The sequence below is a fragment of the Pseudomonas sp. DWP2-2 genome (assembly GCF_049897065.1).
Taxonomy (GTDB): Bacteria; Pseudomonadota; Gammaproteobacteria; order Pseudomonadales; family Pseudomonadaceae; genus Aquipseudomonas; species Aquipseudomonas paracarnis.
This window is the reverse complement of the sequence record NZ_JAFCVN010000002.1, coordinates 638,469-661,595: the sequence shown is the minus strand read 5'-3', so window position 1 is coordinate 661,595 and position 23,127 is coordinate 638,469. Positions and strand designations below refer to the sequence as shown.

General features: G+C 52.5%; 20 protein-coding genes. All 20 read right to left on the bottom strand.

Going from position 1 to position 23,127, the window contains the following annotated elements; translation table 11 throughout:
• Positions 1–100: 100 nt before the first annotated feature.
• The 20 genes from ACP7CZ_RS07085 to ACP7CZ_RS06990 all read right to left on the bottom strand — a co-directional run bounded on the left by ACP7CZ_RS07085 (position 101) and on the right by ACP7CZ_RS06990 (position 23,109).
• Positions 101–2,098, bottom strand: a complete 1,998-nt coding sequence (locus tag ACP7CZ_RS07085; protein ID WP_072446725.1) for a polysaccharide biosynthesis protein — start codon at positions 2,096–2,098, stop codon at positions 101–103.
• An 86-nt stretch (positions 2,099–2,184) separates the two neighbouring features.
• Positions 2,185–3,204 carry an MraY family glycosyltransferase gene (locus ACP7CZ_RS07080; protein ID WP_072446727.1) on the bottom strand — a complete coding sequence of 340 codons (1,020 nt, stop codon included), beginning with the start codon at positions 3,202–3,204 and terminating at the stop codon, positions 2,185–2,187.
• Positions 3,201–4,184, bottom strand: a complete 984-nt coding sequence (locus tag ACP7CZ_RS07075; RefSeq protein WP_072446729.1) for a UDP-glucose 4-epimerase family protein — start codon at positions 4,182–4,184, stop codon at positions 3,201–3,203. Before ACP7CZ_RS07075 ends, ACP7CZ_RS07080 begins: the two co-directional genes overlap by 4 nt.
• A gap of 28 nt (positions 4,185–4,212) precedes the next feature.
• Positions 4,213–5,337 (bottom strand): glycosyltransferase family 4 protein, encoded by a 1,125-nt coding sequence (locus ACP7CZ_RS07070; RefSeq protein WP_054921858.1) that lies wholly within the window; start codon positions 5,335–5,337, stop codon positions 4,213–4,215.
• A complete protein-coding gene (gene galE, locus ACP7CZ_RS07065) occupies positions 5,334–6,353 on the bottom strand; it encodes a UDP-glucose 4-epimerase GalE (protein WP_072446731.1) in 1,020 nt (339 codons plus the stop codon). Before galE ends, ACP7CZ_RS07070 begins: the two co-directional genes overlap by 4 nt.
• A 104-nt stretch (positions 6,354–6,457) precedes the next feature.
• Entirely contained in the window at positions 6,458–7,474 is a 1,017-nt protein-coding gene (locus ACP7CZ_RS07060) for an EpsG family protein (protein ID WP_172415457.1), read from the bottom strand.
• A gap of 32 nt (positions 7,475–7,506) precedes the next feature.
• Entirely contained in the window at positions 7,507–8,430 is a 924-nt protein-coding gene (locus ACP7CZ_RS07055) for a glycosyltransferase family 2 protein (RefSeq protein WP_082430495.1), read from the bottom strand.
• Positions 8,387–9,574: a glycosyltransferase family 2 protein gene (locus ACP7CZ_RS07050; RefSeq protein WP_054921868.1), complete on the bottom strand. Its 1,188-nt coding sequence runs from the start codon at positions 9,572–9,574 to the stop codon at positions 8,387–8,389. The genes ACP7CZ_RS07055 and ACP7CZ_RS07050 overlap by 44 nt, the downstream gene beginning before the upstream one ends.
• 1 nt (position 9,575) lies before the next feature.
• On the bottom strand, positions 9,576–10,586 hold the full coding sequence (locus tag ACP7CZ_RS07045; protein WP_072446735.1) for a polysaccharide biosynthesis protein: 1,011 nt from the start codon (positions 10,584–10,586) through the stop codon (positions 9,576–9,578).
• Positions 10,587–10,597: 11 nt separating this feature from the next.
• Positions 10,598–11,953 carry a lipopolysaccharide biosynthesis protein gene (locus tag ACP7CZ_RS07040; protein ID WP_172415458.1) on the bottom strand — a complete coding sequence of 452 codons (1,356 nt, stop codon included), beginning with the start codon at positions 11,951–11,953 and terminating at the stop codon, positions 10,598–10,600.
• A complete protein-coding gene (locus tag ACP7CZ_RS07035) occupies positions 11,953–13,101 on the bottom strand; it encodes a DegT/DnrJ/EryC1/StrS family aminotransferase (protein ID WP_197901032.1) in 1,149 nt (382 codons plus the stop codon). The genes ACP7CZ_RS07040 and ACP7CZ_RS07035 overlap by 1 nt, the downstream gene beginning before the upstream one ends.
• Positions 13,102–13,115: 14 nt before the next feature.
• Positions 13,116–14,156 (bottom strand): DegT/DnrJ/EryC1/StrS family aminotransferase, encoded by a 1,041-nt coding sequence (locus tag ACP7CZ_RS07030; RefSeq protein ID WP_197901033.1) that lies wholly within the window; start codon positions 14,154–14,156, stop codon positions 13,116–13,118.
• Positions 14,157–14,223: 67 nt separating this feature from the next.
• Positions 14,224–15,030 (bottom strand): GNAT family N-acetyltransferase, encoded by an 807-nt coding sequence (locus ACP7CZ_RS07025; RefSeq protein ID WP_197901034.1) that lies wholly within the window; start codon positions 15,028–15,030, stop codon positions 14,224–14,226.
• A 468-nt stretch (positions 15,031–15,498) separates the two neighbouring features.
• Positions 15,499–16,842, bottom strand: coding sequence for a Wzz/FepE/Etk N-terminal domain-containing protein (locus ACP7CZ_RS07020; protein WP_294149356.1), 1,344 nt, complete (start codon positions 16,840–16,842; stop codon positions 15,499–15,501).
• 425 nt (positions 16,843–17,267) lie between these two features.
• On the bottom strand, positions 17,268–17,510 hold the full coding sequence (locus tag ACP7CZ_RS07015) for a LapA family protein (protein ID WP_054921884.1): 243 nt from the start codon (positions 17,508–17,510) through the stop codon (positions 17,268–17,270).
• 24 nt (positions 17,511–17,534) lie between these two features.
• The gene (ihfB, locus tag ACP7CZ_RS07010; protein WP_003189779.1) at positions 17,535–17,831 is read right to left on the bottom strand and encodes an integration host factor subunit beta; all 297 of its coding nucleotides are present in this window, start codon (positions 17,829–17,831) and stop codon (positions 17,535–17,537) included.
• A gap of 130 nt (positions 17,832–17,961) precedes the next feature.
• Positions 17,962–18,246 carry a lipoprotein gene (locus tag ACP7CZ_RS07005; RefSeq protein WP_034126690.1) on the bottom strand — a complete coding sequence of 95 codons (285 nt, stop codon included), beginning with the start codon at positions 18,244–18,246 and terminating at the stop codon, positions 17,962–17,964.
• Between the two features lie 160 nt (positions 18,247–18,406).
• Entirely contained in the window at positions 18,407–20,092 is a 1,686-nt protein-coding gene (rpsA, locus tag ACP7CZ_RS07000) for a 30S ribosomal protein S1 (protein ID WP_003189774.1), read from the bottom strand.
• Between the two features lie 120 nt (positions 20,093–20,212).
• Positions 20,213–20,902 carry a (d)CMP kinase gene (cmk, locus tag ACP7CZ_RS06995; protein WP_003189772.1) on the bottom strand — a complete coding sequence of 230 codons (690 nt, stop codon included), beginning with the start codon at positions 20,900–20,902 and terminating at the stop codon, positions 20,213–20,215.
• Positions 20,899–23,109, bottom strand: coding sequence for a bifunctional prephenate dehydrogenase/3-phosphoshikimate 1-carboxyvinyltransferase (locus ACP7CZ_RS06990; RefSeq protein WP_294150438.1), 2,211 nt, complete (start codon positions 23,107–23,109; stop codon positions 20,899–20,901). The genes cmk and ACP7CZ_RS06990 overlap by 4 nt, the downstream gene beginning before the upstream one ends.
• Between the last annotated feature and the right edge of the window lie 18 nt (positions 23,110–23,127).

Below are 23,127 nucleotides of genomic sequence, written 5' to 3'. Positions count from 1 at the left end.
AGCCGAGATCTAAAGGGACGACTAATCCGCCCTCCACCAGCGTGTCCGAGATGGCCGCATACCATGGCCATCGCTTTCGGCCTGGGCGCATCACCTCAGCTCACTTGAGCTTCATTCTACGCTGCTGGTGAACCCAATCGACGATATCGCCATCCGGCGCATAACCGCTTACGGTCTCGCGTAGCAATTGGCGTACCTTAGCGTAGTCATGCACTTCTATCGCGGAAAGCAGATCTCTGAGGACCCCTTTCAGTAGATCCCATTCGAGATAGTCTTCAGAAGCACTCATAATCATTGGATGCTGGGTGGGGGCAACGTTATCGCCAATCAACAGCTCTTCATAGAGTTTCTCGCCTGGCCGAAGCCCACTGAACTCAATAGAAATATCACCATGCGGGTTTTTCTCGGAACGAACACTAAGCCCAGAAAGATTGATCATCTTTTCAGCCAACTCCACGATTTTGACCGGTTCGCCCATATCCAGAACGAACACGTCGCCGCCCAAGCCCATCGATCCTGCCTGAATGACAAGTTGCGCAGCTTCGGGAATGGTCATGAAGTATCGAGTAATTTTCGGATGCGTCACTGTCAGGGGGCCACCTGACTTGATCTGTTTGTGAAAAAGCGGAATGACTGAGCCTGAAGAACCCAATACATTGCCGAAACGTACCATCGTGAAGCGCGTTTTGTTAGGCATGCCTACAGCCGCTAAATCACCGTGCAATTGCGGATTATCTTCACGACTAAGCGCCTGGAGTATCAGCTCGGCCAACCGCTTTGTACTGCCCATCACGTTAGTAGGACGCACCGCTTTGTCCGTTGAAATGAGTACGAAGTTTTGGACTTCCGCCTTGAGTGCCGCCTGCGCCGCACTCAGAGTACCCATCACATTGTTGAGTATGCCTTCAGCGATATTGTGCTCGACCATCGGCACATGTTTATAGGCCGCAGCGTGATAGACGGTATTTACGTTCCAAGACTTCATGAGGTTGAACAGCTGACCTTCGTTGCGCACCGACCCTAAAATCGGAAGCAACAATACAGACAGCGACTCACGGGAGACCCGCTGCTCCAGCTCGGAAACAATACTGTATAAGTTGAACTCGCTGTGTTCAAACAACAACAGTGTAGACGGACGCAGCGCCAGTATCTGCCGGCACAACTCAGACCCTATCGAGCCGCCCGCGCCGGTCACGAGCACTACTTGACCTTTGATACAATGTTCGAGCAATTCCCCTTGGGCAGGAACCGCGTCACGTCCCAGCAAGTCGGCAATATCCACCTCTTGGATATCATCGACCTTAACCCGTCCGCTGGCGAGATCCATAAATCCCGGAACACTACGAACATGCAACGGAAAGCCCTCCAGAAACCCCAGGATTTCCCGGCGACGGGCTCTGTTAGATGACGGGATAGCCAAAAGAATTTCTTGGGCACCCGTTGCGTCAATCATCCTCTGGATGTGTTTGGACTTATAAACCTGCAAGCCGGAAATAACACGATCGGAAATGCTGACATCGTCGTCAATAAAGGCGACAGGCCGCATCACACGCCCCATCCGCAATGCCGCAACCAACTGATTACCCGCGGCGCCTGCGCCATAAATTGCAACCCGTGGCAGGCCATTGTCGCGACTGGTAAATGGCACATGCTGAGCAGCAGAGAACCAGTCGCCCAGGAAGAACTGCCGCATGGCGAGTCTCAACCCTCCGACCATGATCAGGCTCAACCACCAGTAATTGAAGATAATAGAACGAGGCACGACGTTTTGGTGGTTGCTGTACCAGTACACAACGACACCCAATATCAGCGCTGACAGGCTCACGGCTTTGACAATAGCTATCAGCGCATCATTGCCAAAGTAACGCATAACCGCTCTGTACATGCCAAACCGTACATAGAGCGGTATAGCGACAATCGGCGCACACAGGAAAAGCCAGGTATGGGCAACCAAGGGGTTAACAAAATCCTCTACACCCAATCGTACAATGAACGACAGCCAGAGCGCAGTCCATACAAGTAATACATCTACGGAAACTTGAATAAGCCGTTTTTGCCGCCGTGGCAGATCAACTAAAAATGCACGAACCCTATCCATACCTACCTCTGAAGCACCGCATTGTTCAAAAAAACAGTCGCTTGATCTTTCAAATACGCTCCATCCTATCGACAGAGCAACAAATGTTATTCGCTGGCTTCCAACGCACCCGCCCTGAACCTCCAGGCTAACAATATCAACGGCGTATACGCGATGATCAACGCGACAATGCCATCAAGCTGTTTAGTCGCGACCAAGCAAGCTAAAGGCAATAACCACAGAATGTTAATGAGGGCAACAGCTACAGTTACAGGAATATGCGATCTAAACTCGCGTGAGGCGAATTGATAGGCATGGCTGCGATGCGCCTCATATAGTTTGTCACCGCGCAGGGTACGCCGACACAGTGTGAAAGTGGCATCAACAATAAACACGCCCAGAAGAATCAACCACCCCCAGAAAAGGTCAAACGACATCCAAGCTCCCTGTATCGCCAAGACACCCAAGGATATGCCAAGGAAGCCGCTGCCAGCATCGCCCATGAAAATTCGTGCTTTGGGAAAGTTCCAATACAAGAAGCCAGCCACCGCAAAACCAAGAAGCAATGGCACCCAGGCGATGATGGGCGTCGCGCAGAGCCAGTAGAGCAAGGCTGCGCCGAAGCAGGTGGTGATGGCCTCAACACTTGCCAGGCCATCAATTCCATCCATGAAATTGTAAAGGTTGAGCATCCATACCAGGTAAAACGCAGCCAGTATGTGGGCGAACCAACCTAAATCCACCACATAGCCAAAAGCCTCAACAGGGGGTAGGCCGTGACTCCATATCAGCACCCAGACAGCAGCGGTGAAATGGCTCAATAATCGCCAGCGGGCTGGAATATGCCCATGGTCATCGAGGAAACCGACGATCGCAACCAGCAGGCCGGCGCCGAATAGCGCCATGAATGCGTCAAAAGAAAGTACATCCCCGATCCAGAGGACGGGAAGGAACGCGAGAAAGCTCAAGACGATCGCTACCCCCCCTCCCCGCGGAGTTGGGACAACATGAGAGCTACGACCATTCGGAAGATCAATGAGATTGTTGTTAAGAGCGTAGCGGCGCAGCGCTCCTGTGAGCACCAACGCCAAAATCAAAATGGCAGGAAACAACCAAAATAATGTCATTCAAATTTACTCTCGAGATAAGCGTTGGCCGTTTTTTTGAGGGACGCATCGAGAGTGACAGGAGGCAACCAACCCAATAGCTGATGATTTTTCGAAATGTCCACTTGCAGTGAACCGAAGAGTCGGGTTGCTACCCCTTTCTTGCCAACAAGCGTGGCCAAAAACATCAATAATTTTACTGGAAACGGGACCAACACCGCCTTAGTTCCAACCGAATGCGCGACCTTGCGTAAAAGCTCTGTGGTGGACACGTCATTGCCATCACTCACCAAAAAAATCTGGTTGGCTGCGGCAGGATGCACCATACAGGTTTTGATCAAGTCGACCAAATTGTCCAAAGCAACAAGGCTGCGTTTATTATTGACCGAACCCAGCGGCAACGGAATGGAAACTCCCTTCGCCAGGAACGCCATCATATTGCGGAAATTCGCCTTCACACCTGGCCCGTAAACGAGAACCGGTCTGATGATCACAATGTCCATGCCGGTACTCTTGGAAAGGGCCAACAAACCATTTTCGGCTTCCAGCTTGGAAATGCCGTACGGGTCTACCGGGCATGGAGAGTCATTTGCCGTAAAAGGCCTGCCGGGGAGCGTGAACTCGCCGTTTACCTTGATTGAGCTGATAAATACGAAGCGCCGCACCCCGGAAGCCGCAGCTTGGCGCGCCAGGTTCAACGTACCGTCCACGTTGACCTTACGAAACTCTGCCAAAGGATCTGCGCTGTTATCGTTCATCACATGCACGCGAGCAGCGGCATGAACAACTACATCAACATCCTGGGCGAGAGATTCCCAGCGGGCATCACCACCCAGATCGCCCATGGTGATGTACTCGACATCAGGGTGCTCGGCCACACCGATATTGCGAGCGCAGGCGCGTACCTGATAGCTTGCGCTACCAACCAGAGAGTCCAAAAGCGCCCGCCCCACAAAGCCGGAAACGCCCGTCAGGAGCACGACTTTCTTAGTGCCTTCCATAATCCACCAGACCTATAATACAAAAAGTTCAAACGAGATAAGTCATCAAACGCTGATTAACAACGCCAGCGTCAAATTTCTCCTGCGCCATCGCATGGCTTGCCAACCCCATTTGGACTATATCGTCTGGGTGTCTGATGAAATGGATCATCTTGTCAGAGAGTTCTTCCGCAGACCAAGGTGCAACCAAGTAACCGTTGACCCCGTCCACCACAGTGTCCCTACAACCGGGCACATTCGTAGTCAGGATCGCACGGCCAATTGCCATTGCTTCCTGAGTGCTCCGGGGGACGCCTTCACGATAATAAGACGGGAGAACAAAGACACTGGCACCGGAGACCCAGCCAACAACATCAGACACGTGCCCCGGATGCTCAATCACGCCTTCCATCTTCAGTCGCTCTAAATCGTGCGCCTTTAGTCCACCTGGATTCGACTCGTCAATCCCCCCAAGCATCACGAATCGCGCCTCGGGAAATTGTTCTTTCACAATCCGCGCCGACTCGATAAATATATGCACCCCCTTTTCCGCCAAGAGTCGCCCGACAAATATGAAGCTCACGGGAGACACGGGAGGTCGGGAATAGGGGTAGTCACTCAATTTCAAGCCGATTCCGCCGAGCACTGAAATCTTATTGACCTTCAGACGATACTTATCAACCAAGTCAATCTGGTCATCTTTGTTCAAGAGGATCAATTGCTCAAGAAACGGAAACGCCATTCGATAAAGTGAAACTTGAACCCACTTTAACAGCTTGCGTTTAAACCCCATCCCCTCAGGGAGCTCCGTAAATACGTAGCCGAGGCCTTCCAACATTCCAACCCTGCGTTTGACACCTGCCAACACAGCCGCGAAAGTACCGAATATCACAGGCTTTGCAAAATATGAAAAAACCATGTCTGGCGCGATGGAGCGAAGAATTCTGGATAATTTCAGCGTCGAGGCAAGGTCATTTAACGGGTTTAATCCTGCCCTGCTAATGTGATAATCCATTGGAATGCCGCCCAACGCCCTGACGCCCTCGCGACTTGCACTGTCGTAGTCCAGAGCGAATGCGTAAACAACGTGGCCTTGCTCCGTCATCGCACGGATTAGATCAGCACGAAAGCCCAACACACAGGCAGCAGTAGTTCCTATCAAAGCAATTTTCATTTGGACTGATATCCATCCGGGTTGCTCTGTAACCATCTCCAAGTATCCCGCATCATATCCTCAAGGTCTAATTCCGCACGCCACCCTAGTTCTCTCAACGCCTTCGAGGGGTCAGACCAACATTCGGCAATATCTCCCGGCCTGCGCTCACAGATTTTCTGGGGGACTTCCACTCCTGACACTTTTTCAAATGCAGCGATCACTTGCAAGACAGAATAGCCCACGCCGGTGCCTAAGTTCCAAGCATGTAACCCAGTCTTCTCTGCTATATACCGCAATGCGCTAATGTGGCCGTTCGCCAAATCAGCAACATGAATGTAATCGCGCACGCCCGTTCCATCACACGTTGGATAATCATTACCGTAGATGGACAAATAGGGCAGCTTACCGGTTACTACTTTACTGATATACGGCAGTAAATTATTAGGCGTGCCATTCGGGTTTTCCCCAATCAGCCCGCTGGGATGAGCCCCCACCGGGTTGAAGTACCGAAGTGTCGCTATCGCCCATCGATCATCGGCGCGAACCAGGTCTTCGAGTACCTGCTCAACGATAAGCTTGGAACGACCATAGGGGCTTTTGGGCGCACCAACGGGATATTGCTCAGAGATAGGCATGACTTCTGGCTCGCCATACACTGTTGCCGACGAACTGAACACAAGCCTGAACACGCCCGCTGCCGCCATGGCAGAAAATAGTGAAAGGCTGCCCGCAACATTGGTTTGGTAGTATGCAAGGGGGTCTTTAACGCTATCCCCAACAGCTTTCAACCCAGCAAAATGGATTACGGCATCGAATTTATGCTCGCGAAAAAGCGTCGCGAGGAGTGCCTCGTCCAGAATGTCGCCGAGGACAAATAATGGCTCGCGTCCAGCTATCTGGGCAATCCGAACCAAGGAGACCTCGGAGCTATTAGCCAGGTTGTCAAGCACGACAACGTCCCAACCGACGCCCAGTAACTCGACCACCGTATGAGATGCTATGTAGCCAGCACCTCCAGTTACTAATATCTTCACAACTTCGTCTCCAACGGCCCTTCACGACCGCATGAATATAAAATGATCGAGAGCCAGATACACGCTCTGCTGCTGTTCACTAGATGCAGAATGAGGCTGCCTCTCTAATCTCCATTGGGAAAGCCGATAAAATGATAAGGCATGAACGGAGAGGGCCCAATACCCTCCTCGGCTACAAAATTCCTGTAGCCACTCGCCGCGCTCAAAACGCCCGCCATAATGAAGGCGAGTTTGATTGTTGTGTCAAATTTCAAGGCCAGACGGCTATAGGTCAAGAGAATCGCAACGGGAAAGGCGAAGGATATCAAATCCAAAAATCGCAAACCGGCATATGACACCGCTGACACCAACCAAAAAGAAATGGTGAAACCAGCGCCTAACACTATGAGTTTGGTTTTTTCCGCATTTGGAAGTTTTGAAAAGAACAACGCTGCCACGAACAGCAATAATACCCCGACCTTACTCAGGCCCGACAGCGGATTTGGAGACTCTGAATCCTGATAAGACAGCAATTTGGCGAGAAAGTAGTCACCATTCAAACTCAGTAAAAACAACAATGCACATACTACAAACGGGACAACCAAGACATTACTTGTCTTCAGCCAACGAGACCACGATGCCCAGATAAACAGCAACGACACCAGAGACGAGTAGTGAAACAACAGGGCAGATACCGCCAGCACCATTCCAGATTTATACCTAAGCTGACGCACGTTCTGCGTGGCCAGCAACAGCAACATTGCCGCCAGTCCAATTCGTAACCCGTTCATGCTGTACTGATAAACAAAGGTCGGCAAAATATAGGCGATGAGCAAAAAACGTTCGTTCTTGTCGGCACGACCCAAGTATAGAAACAACATCGCAAAAATCAGAAAGCTGAGCACCCTCACTGCGATGACGCCTGAGTCTGAAACAGACAATAACGCTTTACCCAATAATACGAAACCCGGCTCCATGCCACCCCAGACATAGTCTGCCGAAAAGCCTTCAACGATCAACTCGTAGTTGGCCGTGTCTGTGCCTACGGCACCGCGCATGACCGAAAACACCATAAATACAATCAAAGATATTGCGATAAACAGGCGCGTCCTGTTACCCGCCAACCCGGTCAGGAAAAACATGAGATACAGTATGCCCCAGCCAATTAGATATATCATCCCAGGCTTGATCCCAACTTAATCTTAAGCACTCTGCGTATATAACGCATGACCGACCACCCTTTTAGGAGACACCGACGGACAGATCCAATTCGACCCTCACGAAAAAGATGGTCATAGACATCCAGCTCCCCCTTTTCCATTGCCCACATATTACTGCTCAGTCCGGCATGCCCATAAATGGGCTTGTGGCAAAACGTCAAGGGCAACTCAAATGAATAGCCGCGAGCGCCACTACCCAGCAACTCGCACCACAGCAGGTAGTCCTCGCAGAACCTCTTATCCGTTGAAAAACGAAAAGCCACATCTTTCTTGATCATGACCGAGGGCGTTGAAAATCTATTGGATTTCAATAAAGCCGGGAAGGTAACTTGATAGAATCCTGCCTGCGAAGCGTTATAAACTTGATGCGGCATCGACTCCGAACTCAGCGTCTCACAGATCTGTCCGGTTAGCGTCACCTCTGGATTTTCCAGCATCCAGCCATACTGAAGCTCGATTTTCTGTGGGTGCCAACTATCATCGGAGTCTAGAAACGCAATATAGGGCTGCGACGCCATTTCCCATGCCGTGTTGCGAGCCGCTGCGGGTCCTGCGTTTTTTTCCAACGCGCAAACCCGCACCCAGTCCTCCGGGTACTCTGTGACCAATGACTGAAGAAAGTCTAGAGTGCCGTCCGGACTTGCGTCGTCGACCAGCAATACCTCGGCCGGTCTCAGCGTCTGGGCAAACACTGAATCAAGCGCACGCCGAATTGTTCCCTTGCAGCGATAACAAGGAATCACAACGCTCACGTTAGCAGACGTGGCGCTACGGGCGCCCTTTTCACACAGCATGTTCTGGCTCACACCTTCGTAATTATGAAGTAACAGAAGTTCACGAATTTGACTCAGGAAAATTGATCTTCGAGCCGCGCGCATCTAAGACTTCACGTAGTTTTTCGCTGCCGATCAACGTGTTGTTGAGCTGATCAAAAACCTCGACATTCTTCTCGACGTATCGTGCACGAACCCGGTTAATTATCCTTGACAAGCCCCATACAAATTCTGAACACACTGAAAATACTAACTGTGCAGTAATCTTCAGAACACCAAATTCTGCGCAAGCTGCCTTCAGGGAAGCCAATGTATATTTATACGAGCCTGGAAAGTAAACGAAACACTTCAATAACAACCTGCCAAAATTCGGATTCAGGCTCTTACCGCCTTGGGACTGAACTCTCTCGACGGCCTTAAGCAAAGAATACGACCACACCGTGGGAACCGAATAAAATTCGGGTATTCGGGCATCCCACACCAAGTTTTTGAACGGCGCAATATGAGCATTATCTCTTAACGCTCCGTAGTGCCCGCCCGTTACGCTCTTGCCTGAAGTACTTTGACCCGAGGCGCCTGGTACGATGACCGGATAATCGACCAGCACGCACGAGGTGGACTCAGTGGCGATCAGCAATGAACTGTAGATATCAGGACTGACGCCGCCAAACAGCGCGCCGTACTTCCCCTCAATCCTCTTGGCCAATGTGTTTGAAATCATACCTGCATACGCTCGCGGCATACCAAATACGCCACCGCCAAAATTATCCAGAGCGTAATTGACCGACGCTTTGACGTCGTGTCGAACCACATCACCTGTGAACGGGCTCATGTGCAGCGTGCCAAAATAAGAATCGCCACGGGTTGAATGTTTGAAATCATCCCAGTAGTACAGCGCAGGAAAATTGAATTTCAGCGCATCAACATCGTGTTTTTTAGCCCAATGGGCAACATCAATTATTTCCTTCGCGACGAAATCATCATCGCCGATGAAAACTAAATAATCACCATCTGCCGACTGCAACCCAAGGTTGAAGTTATCGACCACACTGATGCCCTCAGTCGAACGAACCAACTTCAAGCGTGTTTCTGGATATAGACCTTTAAAGGCTTCTGATATTTCGTCAACCGGGCTTGAGTCACAAACCACTACTTGAATTTCTTCCGACAAATCCAATATAGATCGGATTGACGGAATCGCGTAGCGCGCCCGATTATGCGTAGGGATAATGACACTCAGAATGCTCATACTATTGACCAAGACTGTGCTGAATATAGGACAATGTCATGAGCAACTTCTTAATATCTTCGCCTTTCAGCAATTCTGTATTGTGCGACGTATAGTCGTCGATTGCGTTTGCCTCTGGCTGACCTTCAATAATAAATTTATCATAGTTCAGGTCGCGGTTATCCGCCGGAATTCGATAGTAACGTCCCATGTCTTTGGCTTTGGCCATTTCTTCTCGAGACACCAAAGACTCATAGAGTTTTTCGCCGTGTCGAGTACCAATAATATTAACCGGCACGTGGCTATCAAAAAGCTCCTTCAACGCGTTCGTCAGATCACCGATGGTACTGGCCGGCGCCTTCTGCACGAAGATATCACCCTGCTCGCCATGTTCGAACGCATGCAATACCAAGTCCACGGAGTCTTCAAGACTCATGAGGAACCGGGTCATGTTCGGGTCAGTCACCGTGAGAGGGACACCCGCTTTGATTTTATCCACGAACAACGGAATGACCGAGCCACGGGAGGCCATTACATTACCGTAACGGGTTGCGCACAACACTGGGCCGCCGTCGCGGACTGTCCGCGACTTTGCGATCAATACCTTCTCGCCCATCGCCTTGGAAATACCCATAGCGTTGATAGGGTAGACCGCTTTATCTGTACTCAGCAGAACAACGCGTTGTACTTTGTTATCAATCGCCGCATTGAGTACGTTCTCTGTACCGATGATATTGGTCAATACAGCTTCCATCGGGTAAAACTCACAAGACGGCACTTGCTTCAGTGCGGCAGCATGAAATACGTAATCGACCCCGGCCATTGCGCGACTGATGCTCTCGTAATTTCTCACATCGCCAATGTGAAATTTCACCTTGGGATTGTTCAGTGCAATCCGCATGTCTTCCTGCTTCTTCTCATCGCGACTGAACACGATGATCTCCTTAACCGCAGTGTCGAGAAAACGCTTCAGGACAGTATTACCGAATGAGCCTGTGCCACCGGTGATCATCAAAACCTTATTGTCAAACATACCTTCACCAATCAAACCAAGAAGAAAAACAGCAGCGCTACCACCGCTACAAACAACATCACTGCTGAAGACACCAATAGCGCCGAAACTCTCGCGTAGCCTTTTACATCCGGCAGGGTCATCGCCCTGCCCCACGAAACCATAGTCGATGACGCATGATAGGCCGAGTACACATAACAGATCGCTTTTACGTCGCCAGCGGAGGCGGCCAATATCGTCATGACCAGCGTAGCGATCGTCAATAAGCCTGACATGGTCGCCTGAAACCTGAAGTCTTTGGCATAGATTAACAGGCTATAAGGGATAAATCCGAAAGCCCCGATCGCAACACCGGGTAAAAGTATCGCGAGATAGGCTGAAATCAGCTCGTTATTAGCACCTGGCCCCACCCAAAGCGTGATGAGAGGTTCACGGAACCACCAGAGTACAAAGGTCGGTAGCGCGGTCACTACGAAGACCGAGATGGTGAACCTGATAATTATCTTACGCGCGTCACTGCGCACTCCGCTCGCTGCTGTACGCAGCATGATCGGTTGAAAATACTGGCTGACTGGCCCTGCGAGAATCGAAATCGGGGCCATGCAAAGCAAGCTGGCGAGGTAATAGGGCGCGACACTGGCAGCAGAAGTAAAAAATGAGATGATTGGTTTGTCGAGCTGCGTCACCGCGGCACCCGCCGCAGAGAAGATAACCAGCGCACCACCCGCCTTCGTGAGGTTGAATGCTTCAGAAAAAGATGGCCAATCAGCCTTTTGGACCCCGAGTGATGTGTCCGACAGATCTTTTATCAAGATCAGTCGAGACACCCACCAATGAATAATCGTAGTTACCAGTTGGGTGTATATGAACACATCCAGAGTCGCTGAAAACACGTACATTGCAATGACAGTTAAGGCTGCTCTTAGCGACACACCTATCACCTGCAAAGCGCTACCCGATATATATTGCCTGTTGGCGATCAGCATCGAATAGTAAAGGTTTTGCAGCACCAAAAACCAAAACAGTAGGACTACCGCAACGATCGCCCCCCAGCTGATGCCCAGCTCAGTAATAAACAGCTTGACGCCCACTGCAACAAAAAACAAAAACCCATAAAATCCAGCGAGACTAAGCTCCGCACTTCTAAGCAACTTGATTAAGGGGGATTTATCTTTGTCTGATACAGAAACCTCCCTTCCCAGCAGCGTTGACATCCCCAAGTCCATCATCACCAGAAGGGCTTGAAAGGACAGAATCACCGCGATGCTGCCAAACTGACTCGCACCGAGCATACGGCTATAAATAGGTAAAAAAACAAAAGCTACCAATAGGCTGGACGATCGCCCAGCGTACAGCATCAGCATCCTGCTAATAACGGACATATTCATCATTTCGCACAATCGGTCATAGTATCCGCAGGGCCTCTCAGTGCGCCCTTCAAAGACGCTGTGACCGTCAGCAAGTCATCCTCATCGAGCCACCAACCACATGGCACACCTATTATATGATGCTGAAGGAAATCGGTGTTCGGCAGATATTGCGGCGCCGCGTCAAACCCACTGTAGATATCGTTTCTTTGATGAATACTTGAAACCATGACTCCGGACTGCTTGAGCCGGCAAATCACTTCATCTCTATTTTCAACAAAAAACAGTAACACCCAATAGGCGGATTGATCACCCTCCAATACAGGCACAGGTGTCAAACCGTCCATATCCCTAGTTAACTCCAGCAACGCTTTGGCATTAGACTGTGTAGCTGCCTGCCGGGACTGCAAGGATGTCATTTGAGCATATCCCAAAGCCGCGCACATATTATTCAGCGTCATGCTCCAGCCAATTTCTGGCACATCCGAGCTGCTATTTATCTCGCCAATAGCTGATCGGAAAGTGCCGAAGTCGATACCAAAGCGCCGTAGTTTGCGGGCTCTTTTCGCCATGTCAATACTTCGGCATGCCAGCGCGCCACCTTCAGTGGTATTGATCTGTCGGTTTGGATAAAACGAATAAATGGCAAAGTCACCATAAGCGCCAACCGGTAGCGAAGCGTGCATAGCAGACAAAGCGTTATCACAGTCTTCTATCAAGACAAGATTATGCTTCTTGCATATTTCTGCTATTTCACGGGCTGGCCCAGGATAGCCAGCAACATGATATAGAATAACAGCTCTAGTCTTTGGCGTGATCTTCGATTCGAGGTCTGCAACGTCCATGGTAACCGAGCGCGGGCTAACATCCACCCAGACAGGAACCGCTTTACTCTGTGCAATTGCTGAGTTGGTGGAGAGACAGGCAAACGCCGTGGTGAGCACCTCATCCCCATCCTTTACACCAGCCAAATACAGAGCAAGATATAAAGCCGTCGTCATATCGATGGTGGAAACTACATGGGGCAAGCCGGCAATTTTTTCCAACTCGGACTCAAACTTTGCCACCCACTCTCCGCCCGCGATTCTCCCGGAACGTAAAACTTCCACAGCAGCTTGTTCCATTTCAGGAAGCATGACCGAGTTATACAGAGGGACGTTGTTGAGCATAGTCAAATCTCTAATCAGCCGCGTTTCAAGGCCGTAACAATTTTCTCACGATCCTCATCCGAGACCCACCAACCGCAAGGTACATGAATCAATTTTTTATAGAAAGCGTCCAATTGTGGCATCGGCCTCACGAACTCTTTGAATACCGAATGAAAGTGATTGGGACGGTGCAACTTCGACGCCATTACGCTCTCTTCAGCCAAGATACGCTCAACATCATCCGAATCATCCGCTAGTAGCGTATAAAGCCAGTAGGCAGACTGTGCATTGGCTTCATACTTAGCTGGCTGAAGTCCAGGGATATTCTGTAATGCCTGATCCAGGTATCGGCCGTTAGCCTGATGCCGCTTCAACAGTGGCGTTATATATTCAAGTTGCTTGAGCCCGATAACGGCCGCCACGTTATGCATGTTGTATTTATAACCCACACGCGTTATATCGACTTCGGTGCGAGGAACGCCCTTGGCCAATCCAAACCAACGCAAGCGACGCGCCTCTGCAATTTTCGCAGCATCCTTCACCACCAAGGCACCGCCGTCCACGGTGGTCATGTGCTTGATCGCCTGAAAGGAGAAGATCGAATAATCACCAATCGTTCCAATGGACTGATTTCCATAAGACGCTCCCAGTGCATGGGCGCAATCTTCTATCAGACAAAGCCCGTGACGATCGGCTATGGATCGCAGCTCAGTCAACCGCGCAGGATATCCGGCATAATGGACAACACAAATAGCTTTTGTATTCTCTGTAATCAGGGCTTCCACAGCTGAGGGGTCAAGATTACCTGTCAGACTGTCAACGTCTGCGAAAATTGGCTTGGCACCGATTTGTAGAATCGTCGTATTCGTCGGCTCAGCCGTCATTGAGGTGGTGATGACCTCATCCCCAGGCTCGATCCCGCCAAGCAGCATAGCCAAGTGCAAGGCGGCCGTACCGCTGCTCGTGGCGACTACGTTCTGGAGACCAAACAATTGCGCAAATGCCGCTTCGAATTGATAAACAAACTCGCCCTCTCCAATCATTCCGCTATAGAGCACCGCTTCCAAGGCGGGCATCAGTACCTCTTTGGGAGGCATTGCGACCTTAACAATAGGTAACATTGGAAGACTACTAGACATTCATTTAGATCCGATCAATAAGTTTAATAGGGTGCACTTTCAAGGGACGGCTTGTTAACCACTTGATCATTCGAACCGCTCCCGGCACAAGATCAACTCTGAAGCCTCTTTTAGTCAACTCCGCCACCAATGTACTCTGTGCGCAGACATTGATGACCCAAGGCTCTGCCATAACAGCCTGGATCAAACTCGCCACCTGCGAGTCCTCCCCTTGCCACTCGGCCAAGGTTACGCGATTTGCTCCGCCTAAAAGAATCAACTCAGCGCATTCGCTTTTAATCCGTTTCCCATGTAAAGCAAACGGCGGAAGACCACGTTCTCGGTCGTGCGTATCCGAGCCAGGCCAGTCGCTCGTTACGTATTCAATATTTTCAGCACACTCGCTAGGGAGATAGATCGACCCTATTGAGTCTCGCTCGTCAAAACGGAAGCCATGCCGGTCGTAGATGCCTGGTTTCTGAGTCCAGAGCACCAATGCGGATAGACCATTATGCATAGCATGGTCCATCGCAGCCGACATCAATTCAACACTCAAGCCTGCCCCCCTCCACTCCTCATGTACGCAGACTAAGCCGATCAGTCCTACCGACTCACCGGTGGGTAGCTCAATTACCCTGATAATCAGAGCGGCTATGGCAGACTCCAGGTTGGAGGGGTCTCTGATTTCAAGGCAAGTCACTTCCCGATCATTTTCCAACCAGGGAAAATGAACCTGCAAGCTAACCCCACGGCCACGAGAGGAAAAGAAAACATCCCAGAATAGCGCTCGGGCAGCCTCAGAGGCCCCAGCACGCGCGATCACATCAGACATTATGAGTGCCCGACCTTTGAGTGACGATCGGCCACTCCACAAGCGTCGCCAGCCAGATAAACTTCACAGGCAGCACATTCGACACCATTCTCGCTCCCTCAAAAACTGCTTAGAGAATTCCCCTGACCATTCTCAACGTTTAAACATCAAGAGTGATAGCAAGCGGTATCCAATTTTGAACCAACACTCAGTGTAGCGGGTGAAAAAAACAGTCAAATTTACTGATCGGGTGCCATTTGATAGAAGTTTAAACAGGAGCCGACCAAACCTGCACAGGGACGGTGCCAGGCCAGCAAGCGTAAAGCGCGCCCGAAACAGAGCAAAATGCGATGATCTCGGCCTGTCGGATTGGATACGACGCGAACGAGCGAGTTCCGAAACCAAACCAAAAAGTCGCTCTCACCCTCACAATTGCTCAGTGACTTTAATGCCTGGCATTGCTCGCCCCTCTCTACAGTGCTTACGGCACTATTTTTCTCGGCTCGCAATCGACAGTTGGGCGCCCGCAAGTGAGCTTGACGCACGCAGCCTATTCCGCGAGTTAATCCCTGAGGTTTCGAAAAGATAACGGCCCAACACTACTACCAATCCTAACAGGAGGCCAAGTGCCAGGCCTGCAAGAATGATCAGTGTCTTTTTAGGCCGAATTGGCGCCAAAGGCTCCAGTGCTCGTTTATCCACCGTCACCAGCTTGAGCCGGCTTATGTCGATACTGAGTGCGGACAGGCGGGCCTCTTCGGCCCTGAGAGACTCCACACCACCTAGAAAAATATCTTCATTATCGCGCCGGCCCAATACTTCTGCCTCGCGGTTAGCCTGCAGCAGTTGAAGCTCTTTTGCGATCTGGGCAATTCGACCATCGGTAAAATCATCAGACTTACGCTGCGCCAACGCTGAGCGCTCAGCCTCGAGAGCTTCGACACCCATGAAGTACAACGGAATCTGCTGATTATTGATTTCAGTACGCATGGTCCCAGTCGAACTGGCTCGATCCGAGTCGCCAAGCGATGAGGGCGTAGTAGGCTTGCGTATCCCAAGTGACTTGGCAATGCCGATCGCCTCCGTAAGCTGTGCGATACGATCCCCACGCAACGCCTTTAGCTGCGCACGCAAAGCCTTGAGCTCATCCTGCAATTGCGCGCGGCGCAAATTATCAGTCTCTCGCAAAGCCGCAATCTTGGCCTCTTTTCCAATTTGGTAACTGGAACGAGCAGCCTCCAACTTGCCCTTGAGCTCACTCAAGCGATTTTTAACGATTACACGCAGATCGCCAGCAATTTGGTCTCGCTCAGTGGCGATGGCGTAATCAACAAAACCGTTGATAATCGCGACACCATCAACCCCCTGCGGGTATGTCATCTCGACGCCAATAAAGGAACTGAGAGCATCTACCTTTTTTGGATCAGTGAGAATAAGACGAATGGAGTTGCGATTAAACTCTTCGAAGCTTTGCTCCAACGTTCTGCCGGGGCGCTCAAACGCCTGAAAGAGCTTTGGATTGGAACGGAAAAACCCCAACCGGGTGTCGTAGGACTCCAGAGAAGCCCCCACCCTGATGAGTGCTGCACTAGGCGGCAGTTGATAAATTTCCGAGCGATTAAGCGCGTCGAGTTCGTTGATCGCAGCAGGTCGCAGCACGCTGCTGACCTCATACTCCGGAACCACTGAATAGGCATAAAAGCCAGCCAGCAACCCAAAAACAATGGACGCGCCTAAAATTAATTTCTTATGCAGCCAGGCAGCGCGCAAGAGTTGCGCAAGATCAATTTCGTCGGACGGGGGTACCGGCGGAGCGCGGAAGCTACTACTCACAACAAAAACCTGCCTTCAAAGAGAAACTGCGGGCTCGTTATGCAGACAAGATTGTGTGTACTTTTATTTTAGTTGGATGACCGCTAAAAACTCAGCGTCTCTGCCAAATTTTTAGCGCACAAAATGCCCGTTATCGAGAACAGATTCCATTTTGCCATCTCCCAGCCATAATACAAGTCTTGAATTCCTATAGGAACTTTCCTAAAATTCGAAAGAAAAATCGCTTTAGCCCTCTCCCAGACACAAACATGAAAAAAATTCTAAATCAGCCCCACGCCATTCAATAAAATGGACACGCACGCCTCCTCCCTTGATTCAGCATCCCGATCAAATGCAGCGTGAAAAGCTTTGTGGAAGATATTTATCTGACAGGCGGTAAAAGCTGCAGCCTACAAAGCCGGTGAACGAGCTAGTGACAATCCACTCTAAACCCGCTCTGCCCTCATCGCCCCGCCTCTTCTACCGCGGATGAAGATAGCAATCAGCGGCCCAATCAACATCCCCAAAATCAAAGCCACCACCACAAACACCGCCACCGGCATCTGCGCAGTACTCCACCCCAGGAATGACAGCGCAACACCCTGCTGGTTCTCCAGCACAAATGCCAGAACCACCAAAGCCGCAAGCACCGCAATCAACACCGCAACAACGCGCTTAACCCCACGCATGCCCTTCTCCTTACTCAAAAAAACTCAGACGCCTTCTTCCTCTTCTTCGTTCACCCGATCGCGCAATTCCTTGCCCGGTTTGAAGTGGGGAACGAATTTGCCGTCGAGGCTGACGGATTGGCCGGTTTTTGGGTTGCGGCCTACGCGCGGTGCGCGGTAGTGCAGGGAGAAGCTGCCGAAGCCGCGGATTTCGATGCGATCTCCGGTGGCCAGGCATTGGGACATTTGCTCAAGCATGGTCTTGATAGCCAGCTCCACATCCTTGGATGAGAGCAGCCCTTGATGGGTGACAATTCGTTCGATCAACTCCGACTTCGTCATATTTTTCCCTTCTTTTTCAAGCAGCTAGGAAAAGCGCTCCGAAGGTTTTAGCATGAGTTGATGAATTTGAACAGCCCATGTATCAACTTATGTGAGGCTGAATAAACACGCTCAGCGAGCGGTCAACCCCTTACTTACAGATCACCAACATGGTCCGCGTCACCGCGCCAGCAGGGTTCCAGCCGAACAGGTAGTCGCCCTCTTCGTCCTCCGCATCACTGGAGCGGGTAATGACCTTATAGCCCTGCATCTTGCACTCACGGGCGGCGCGTTTTTCGCATTTTTCCCACTTGTTACCCAAGCCAGAGCAGTCGATCTCGATGCCGCTGACGCCACGCTTGGCGTGGGTCTTGGCGCTGGTAGAGGAGCAGCCTGCAAGCGCCAGCAAAGCGAATACTACGATAATTCTGTTCATTCAAACCCTTATTGAGTCAGCAACGCGAAATAGCCGTTTTTAAAACTATAGTCAGTTCTGACATTGGGCTGAACACCTTCGTTCGGTGCAGTTGCTTCATCAAATTTCAGGCACAAAAAAGGGCGACCGAGGTCGCCCTTTTTCTACAGCTTTACAGAACTTAGTTCTGCTTAGCCATTGCCTGGCGCAGCAGTGCCGCCATGGTGGTGTCAGCAGCAGCTTCCGGAGCAGCTTCTTTCAGGCTCTGGATAGCTTCTTTCTCTTCCACTTCGTCCTTCGACTTGATGGAGAGCTGAATCACGCGGCTCTTGCGGTCAACGCTGATGATCTTGGCTTCTACTTCCTGGCCTTCTTTCAGAACGTTGCGCGCGTCTTCAACGCGGTCACGGCTGATTTCGGAGGCTTTCAGAGTCGCTTCGATATCGTCGGCCAGAACGATGATGGCGCCTTTGGCGTCAACTTCTTTCACAGTGCCTTTAACGATGGCGCCTTTGTCGTTCTCTTGAACGTACTCGGAGAACGGATCGCTTTCCAGTTGCTTAATACCCAGGGAGATGCGCTCGCGCTCTGGGTCAACCGACAGGATAACGGTGTCCAGCTCGTCGCCCTTCTTGAAACGACGAACAGCTTCTTCGCCAACTTCGTTCCAGGAGATGTCGGACAGGTGAACCAGGCCGTCGATGCCGCCGTCCAGACCAATGAAGATACCGAAATCGGTGATCGACTTGATGGTGCCGGAGATTTTATCGCCCTTGTTGAACTGGCCAGAGAAATCTTCCCATGGGTTAGATTTGCACTGCTTGATGCCCAGGGAGATACGACGACGCTCTTCGTCGATGTCCAGAACCATAACTTCCACTTCGTCGCCGACTTGTACGACTTTCGAAGGGTGGATGTTCTTGTTGGTCCAGTCCATTTCGGAAACGTGTACCAGGCCTTCCACGCCTTCTTCCAGCTCTGCGAAGCAGCCGTAGTCGGTCAGGTTGGTAACACGCGCGGTTACGCGAGTGCTTTCTGGGTAACGAGCCTTGATAGCAACCCATGGATCTTCGCCCAGCTGCTTCAAGCCCAGGGAAACGCGGTTACGCTCACGATCGTACTTCAGAACCTTGACATCGATCTCGTCGCCAACGTTGACGATTTCGGAAGGATGCTTGATACGCTTCCAAGCCATGTCGGTAATGTGCAGCAGGCCATCGACGCCACCCAGATCGACGAATGCGCCGTAATCGGTGAGGTTCTTGACGATACCTTTGACTTGTTGGCCTTCCTGCAGGGATTCCAGCAGAGCTTCACGCTCGGCGGAGTTCTCTGCTTCCAGCACGCTGCGACGGGAAACGACAACGTTGTTGCGCTTCTGGTCGAGCTTGATGACTTTGAATTCGAGTTCTTTGCCTTCCAGGTGCGTGGTGTCGCGCACTGGACGAACGTCGACCAAAGAACCTGGCAGGAACGCACGGATGCCGTTAACGTCGACAGTGAAGCCGCCTTTAACCTTACCGTTGATAACGCCCTTGACCACTTCTTCAGCTGCGAAGGCTGCTTCGAGAACAATCCAGCATTCAGCGCGCTTGGCTTTTTCACGGGACAGCTTGGTTTCACCGAAACCGTCTTCAACCGAGTCCAGAGCAACGTGAACTTCGTCACCGACATTGATAGTCAGGTCACCAGCATCGTTGTAGAACTGTTCCAGCGGGATCAGAGCTTCAGACTTCAGACCAGCGTGAACGGTTACCCAGCGAGCTTGGTAATCGATATCAACGATAACACCGGTGATGATGGAGCCTGCCTGAAGGTTCAGGGTTTTTAGGCTTTCTTCAAAGAGTTCCGCAAAGCTTTCGCTCATTTTAATTCCTGTTGATAAGGGCGAAGAATACGCCCATCTCCACACCCCAGACGGTGTGGGTCAGTTTCAGTTAAAAGAAGCCACCGCAGGACTATGACTGGTCCCCTGCGGCCTTCTTGATCACCCGGCGATATCGCGAATGGCGATTTCACTCATGATGCGTTCCAGCACCTGCTCGATGGACAGCTCCGTGGAATCCAGCTGTATGGCGTCAGCCGCCGGTTTGAGCGGGGCTACCGCACGCTGGGTATCACGCTCATCGCGTGCACGGATCTCATCTAGCAGACTCGACAGACTAACACCATCGACTTTGCCCTTCAACTGCAAGTAACGGCGGCGTGCCCGCTCCTCGGCGCTGGCGGTCAGGAAAATCTTCAGCGGCGCCTCGGGAAACACCACCGTGCCCATGTCGCGGCCATCGGCCACCAGGCCCGGCGCCTCCTGGAATGCGCGCTGGCGCTGCAGCAGCGCCTCGCGCACGGCGGGCAGCGCAGCCACTTGGGAGGCGCCCGCGCCGATACTCTCGGTGCGAATCACATCGCTGACTTCATCACCTTCCAGAATGATGCGCTGCAACTGACCCTCGGTCGCCGCAATGAACTGCACATCCAGATGGGCGGCAAGCTTCGTCAGCAATTCTTCGTTGGTCAGGTCAACACCATGGTTGTGCGCAGCAAACGCCAGCAGGCGGTACAGCGCGCCAGAATCCAGCAGGCACCAACCCAGGCGCTTGGCCAGAATGCCAGCGATTGTGCCTTTGCCCGAGCCACTAGGCCCGTCGATGGTAATCACCGGTGCTTTGATATTCACAATTGAGCCTCTTGGGCAACACGGATGCCGACTTGGGCACACAGTGTCAGAAAGTTCGGAAAAGACGTAGCAACATTGGCGCAGTCAAGGATACGAATAGGCGCCATCGCCCGCAGGGAAGCCACACTGAACGCCATGGCAATCCGGTGATCGCCATGGGCATGCACTTCACCGCCGCCCATCGGGCCACCGTCAATGATAATCCCATCAGGCGTGGGTTCACACTTCACGCCCAGGGCCAACAGACCGTCGGCCATCACCTGGATACGATCGGACTCCTTGAGCCGCAACTCCTCGGCACCGCGCAAAACGGTGCGACCTTGAGCGCAGGCTGCGGCAATAAACAGCACAGGGAACTCATCAATCGCCAACGGCACCAGGGCCTCTGGAATTTCGATGCCCTTGAGCGCGGCGGCACGCACACGTAAATCCGCAACCGGCTCGCCGCCCACCTCGCGCTGATTTTCGAGGGCGATATCAGCCCCCATCAGCCGCAGGATATCGATTACCCCGGTGCGGGTCGGGTTGATACCGACATGCTCCAGCAGCAGCTCGGAGCCCTCGGCAATCGAGGCCGCCACCAGGAAAAACGCCGAAGACGAAATATCCCCCGGCACTTCAATACGCGTAGCGGTCAACCCATGCCCCGACGCCAGCGACGCCGTCGCGCCCTGCACCGCCACCGGGTAACCAAAGCCGCGCAGCATGCGCTCGGTATGGTCGCGGGTCGGTGCGGGCTCGGTCACCGAGGTTTTACCCTCAGCGTACAACCCCGCCAACAACAGGCAGGATTTCACCTGGGCACTGGCCATGGGCAGTACATAGTTCAAGCCTTTGAGCGACTGCCCACCACGAATGCTCAGTGGCGGACGCCCGTCCGGCCCCGTCTCGATGATTGCGCCCATTTCCCGCAGCGGCTTGGCTACGCGGTTCATCGGGCGCTTGGACAGCGAGGCATCGCCGGTCAGCACGCTTTCGAAGCGCTGCGCCGCCAATACACCGGCCAACAGGCGCATCGATGTGCCGGAATTACCCACATAGATCGGCCCCGGCGCAGCCTTCAGGCCATGCAGGCCGACACCGTGAATGGTCACGCGCCCATGGTGCGGGCCCTCGATCACCACGCCCATGTCGCGAAAGGCCTGCAAGGTCGCCAGGGCATCTTCACCCTCAAGGAAGCCCTCCACCTCGGTCACACCTTCGGCCAACGACCCCAGCATGATCGAGCGATGAGAGATCGACTTGTCACCCGGCACGCGGATGCGCCCGCTCAAGCGGCCACCCGGGCTGGCGATGAAGGTCAAGTCATCGGTGCTCACTGCGGTTTCCATGTAGGCCCGGCGCGCGAGGATCTTGCTGAAATGTTCACGCGCCACCCGCGCACGGGTGAACACGCCCAGCAGTTGATGGCCGTCTCCCGCATCCACCGCATCGCGCAAGGCGTCGAGGTCACTGCGGAAGGTGTCCAGAGTGCGCAACACCGCTTCGCGATTGGCGAGGAAGATGTCGTGCCACATCACCGGATCGCTGCCGGCAATCCGCGTGAAATCGCGGAAGCCGCCGGCGGCGTAGCGGAATATCTCGAGGTTCTCGTTGCGCTTGGCCAGCGAATCCACCAGGCCAAATGCCAACAGATGCGGCAAGTGGCTGGTCGCTGCCAACACTTCGTCGTGACGCTCGACCTGCATATGCTCTACATCCGCGCCCAGCTCGCGCCAGAGACGATCCACCACTGCCAACGCCGTGGGATCGGTTTGCGCAAGCGGCGTCAGGATCACCTTATGCCGACGGAACAGCTGCGCATTGGATGCCTCTACCCCGCTCTGCTCGGACCCAGCGATTGGATGGCCCGGCACAAAGCGCGGCGGCATCCCACCAAACGCCAATCGTGCCGCACGCACCACGTTGCCTTTGGCGCTGCCCACATCGGTAAGAATCGCTTGCCCGAGGTCCATACCAGCCACTACCGCCAGCAATTTCTCCATGGCAAGGATCGGCACGGCGAGCTGGATCACATCCGCGCCCTGGCACGCAACGGCCAGGTCCGCTTCACAGCGGTCCACCACGCCCAACTCCACCGCCAACGTGCGCGACTGCGGGTCGAGGTCCACGCCCACCACTTCGCCACACAGCCCGCTTTCACGCAGGCCCTTGGCGAAGGAGCCACCGATCAACCCCAGGCCGACCACCACCAGGCGACCGATCATAGGCACAGCAGGTTGCAA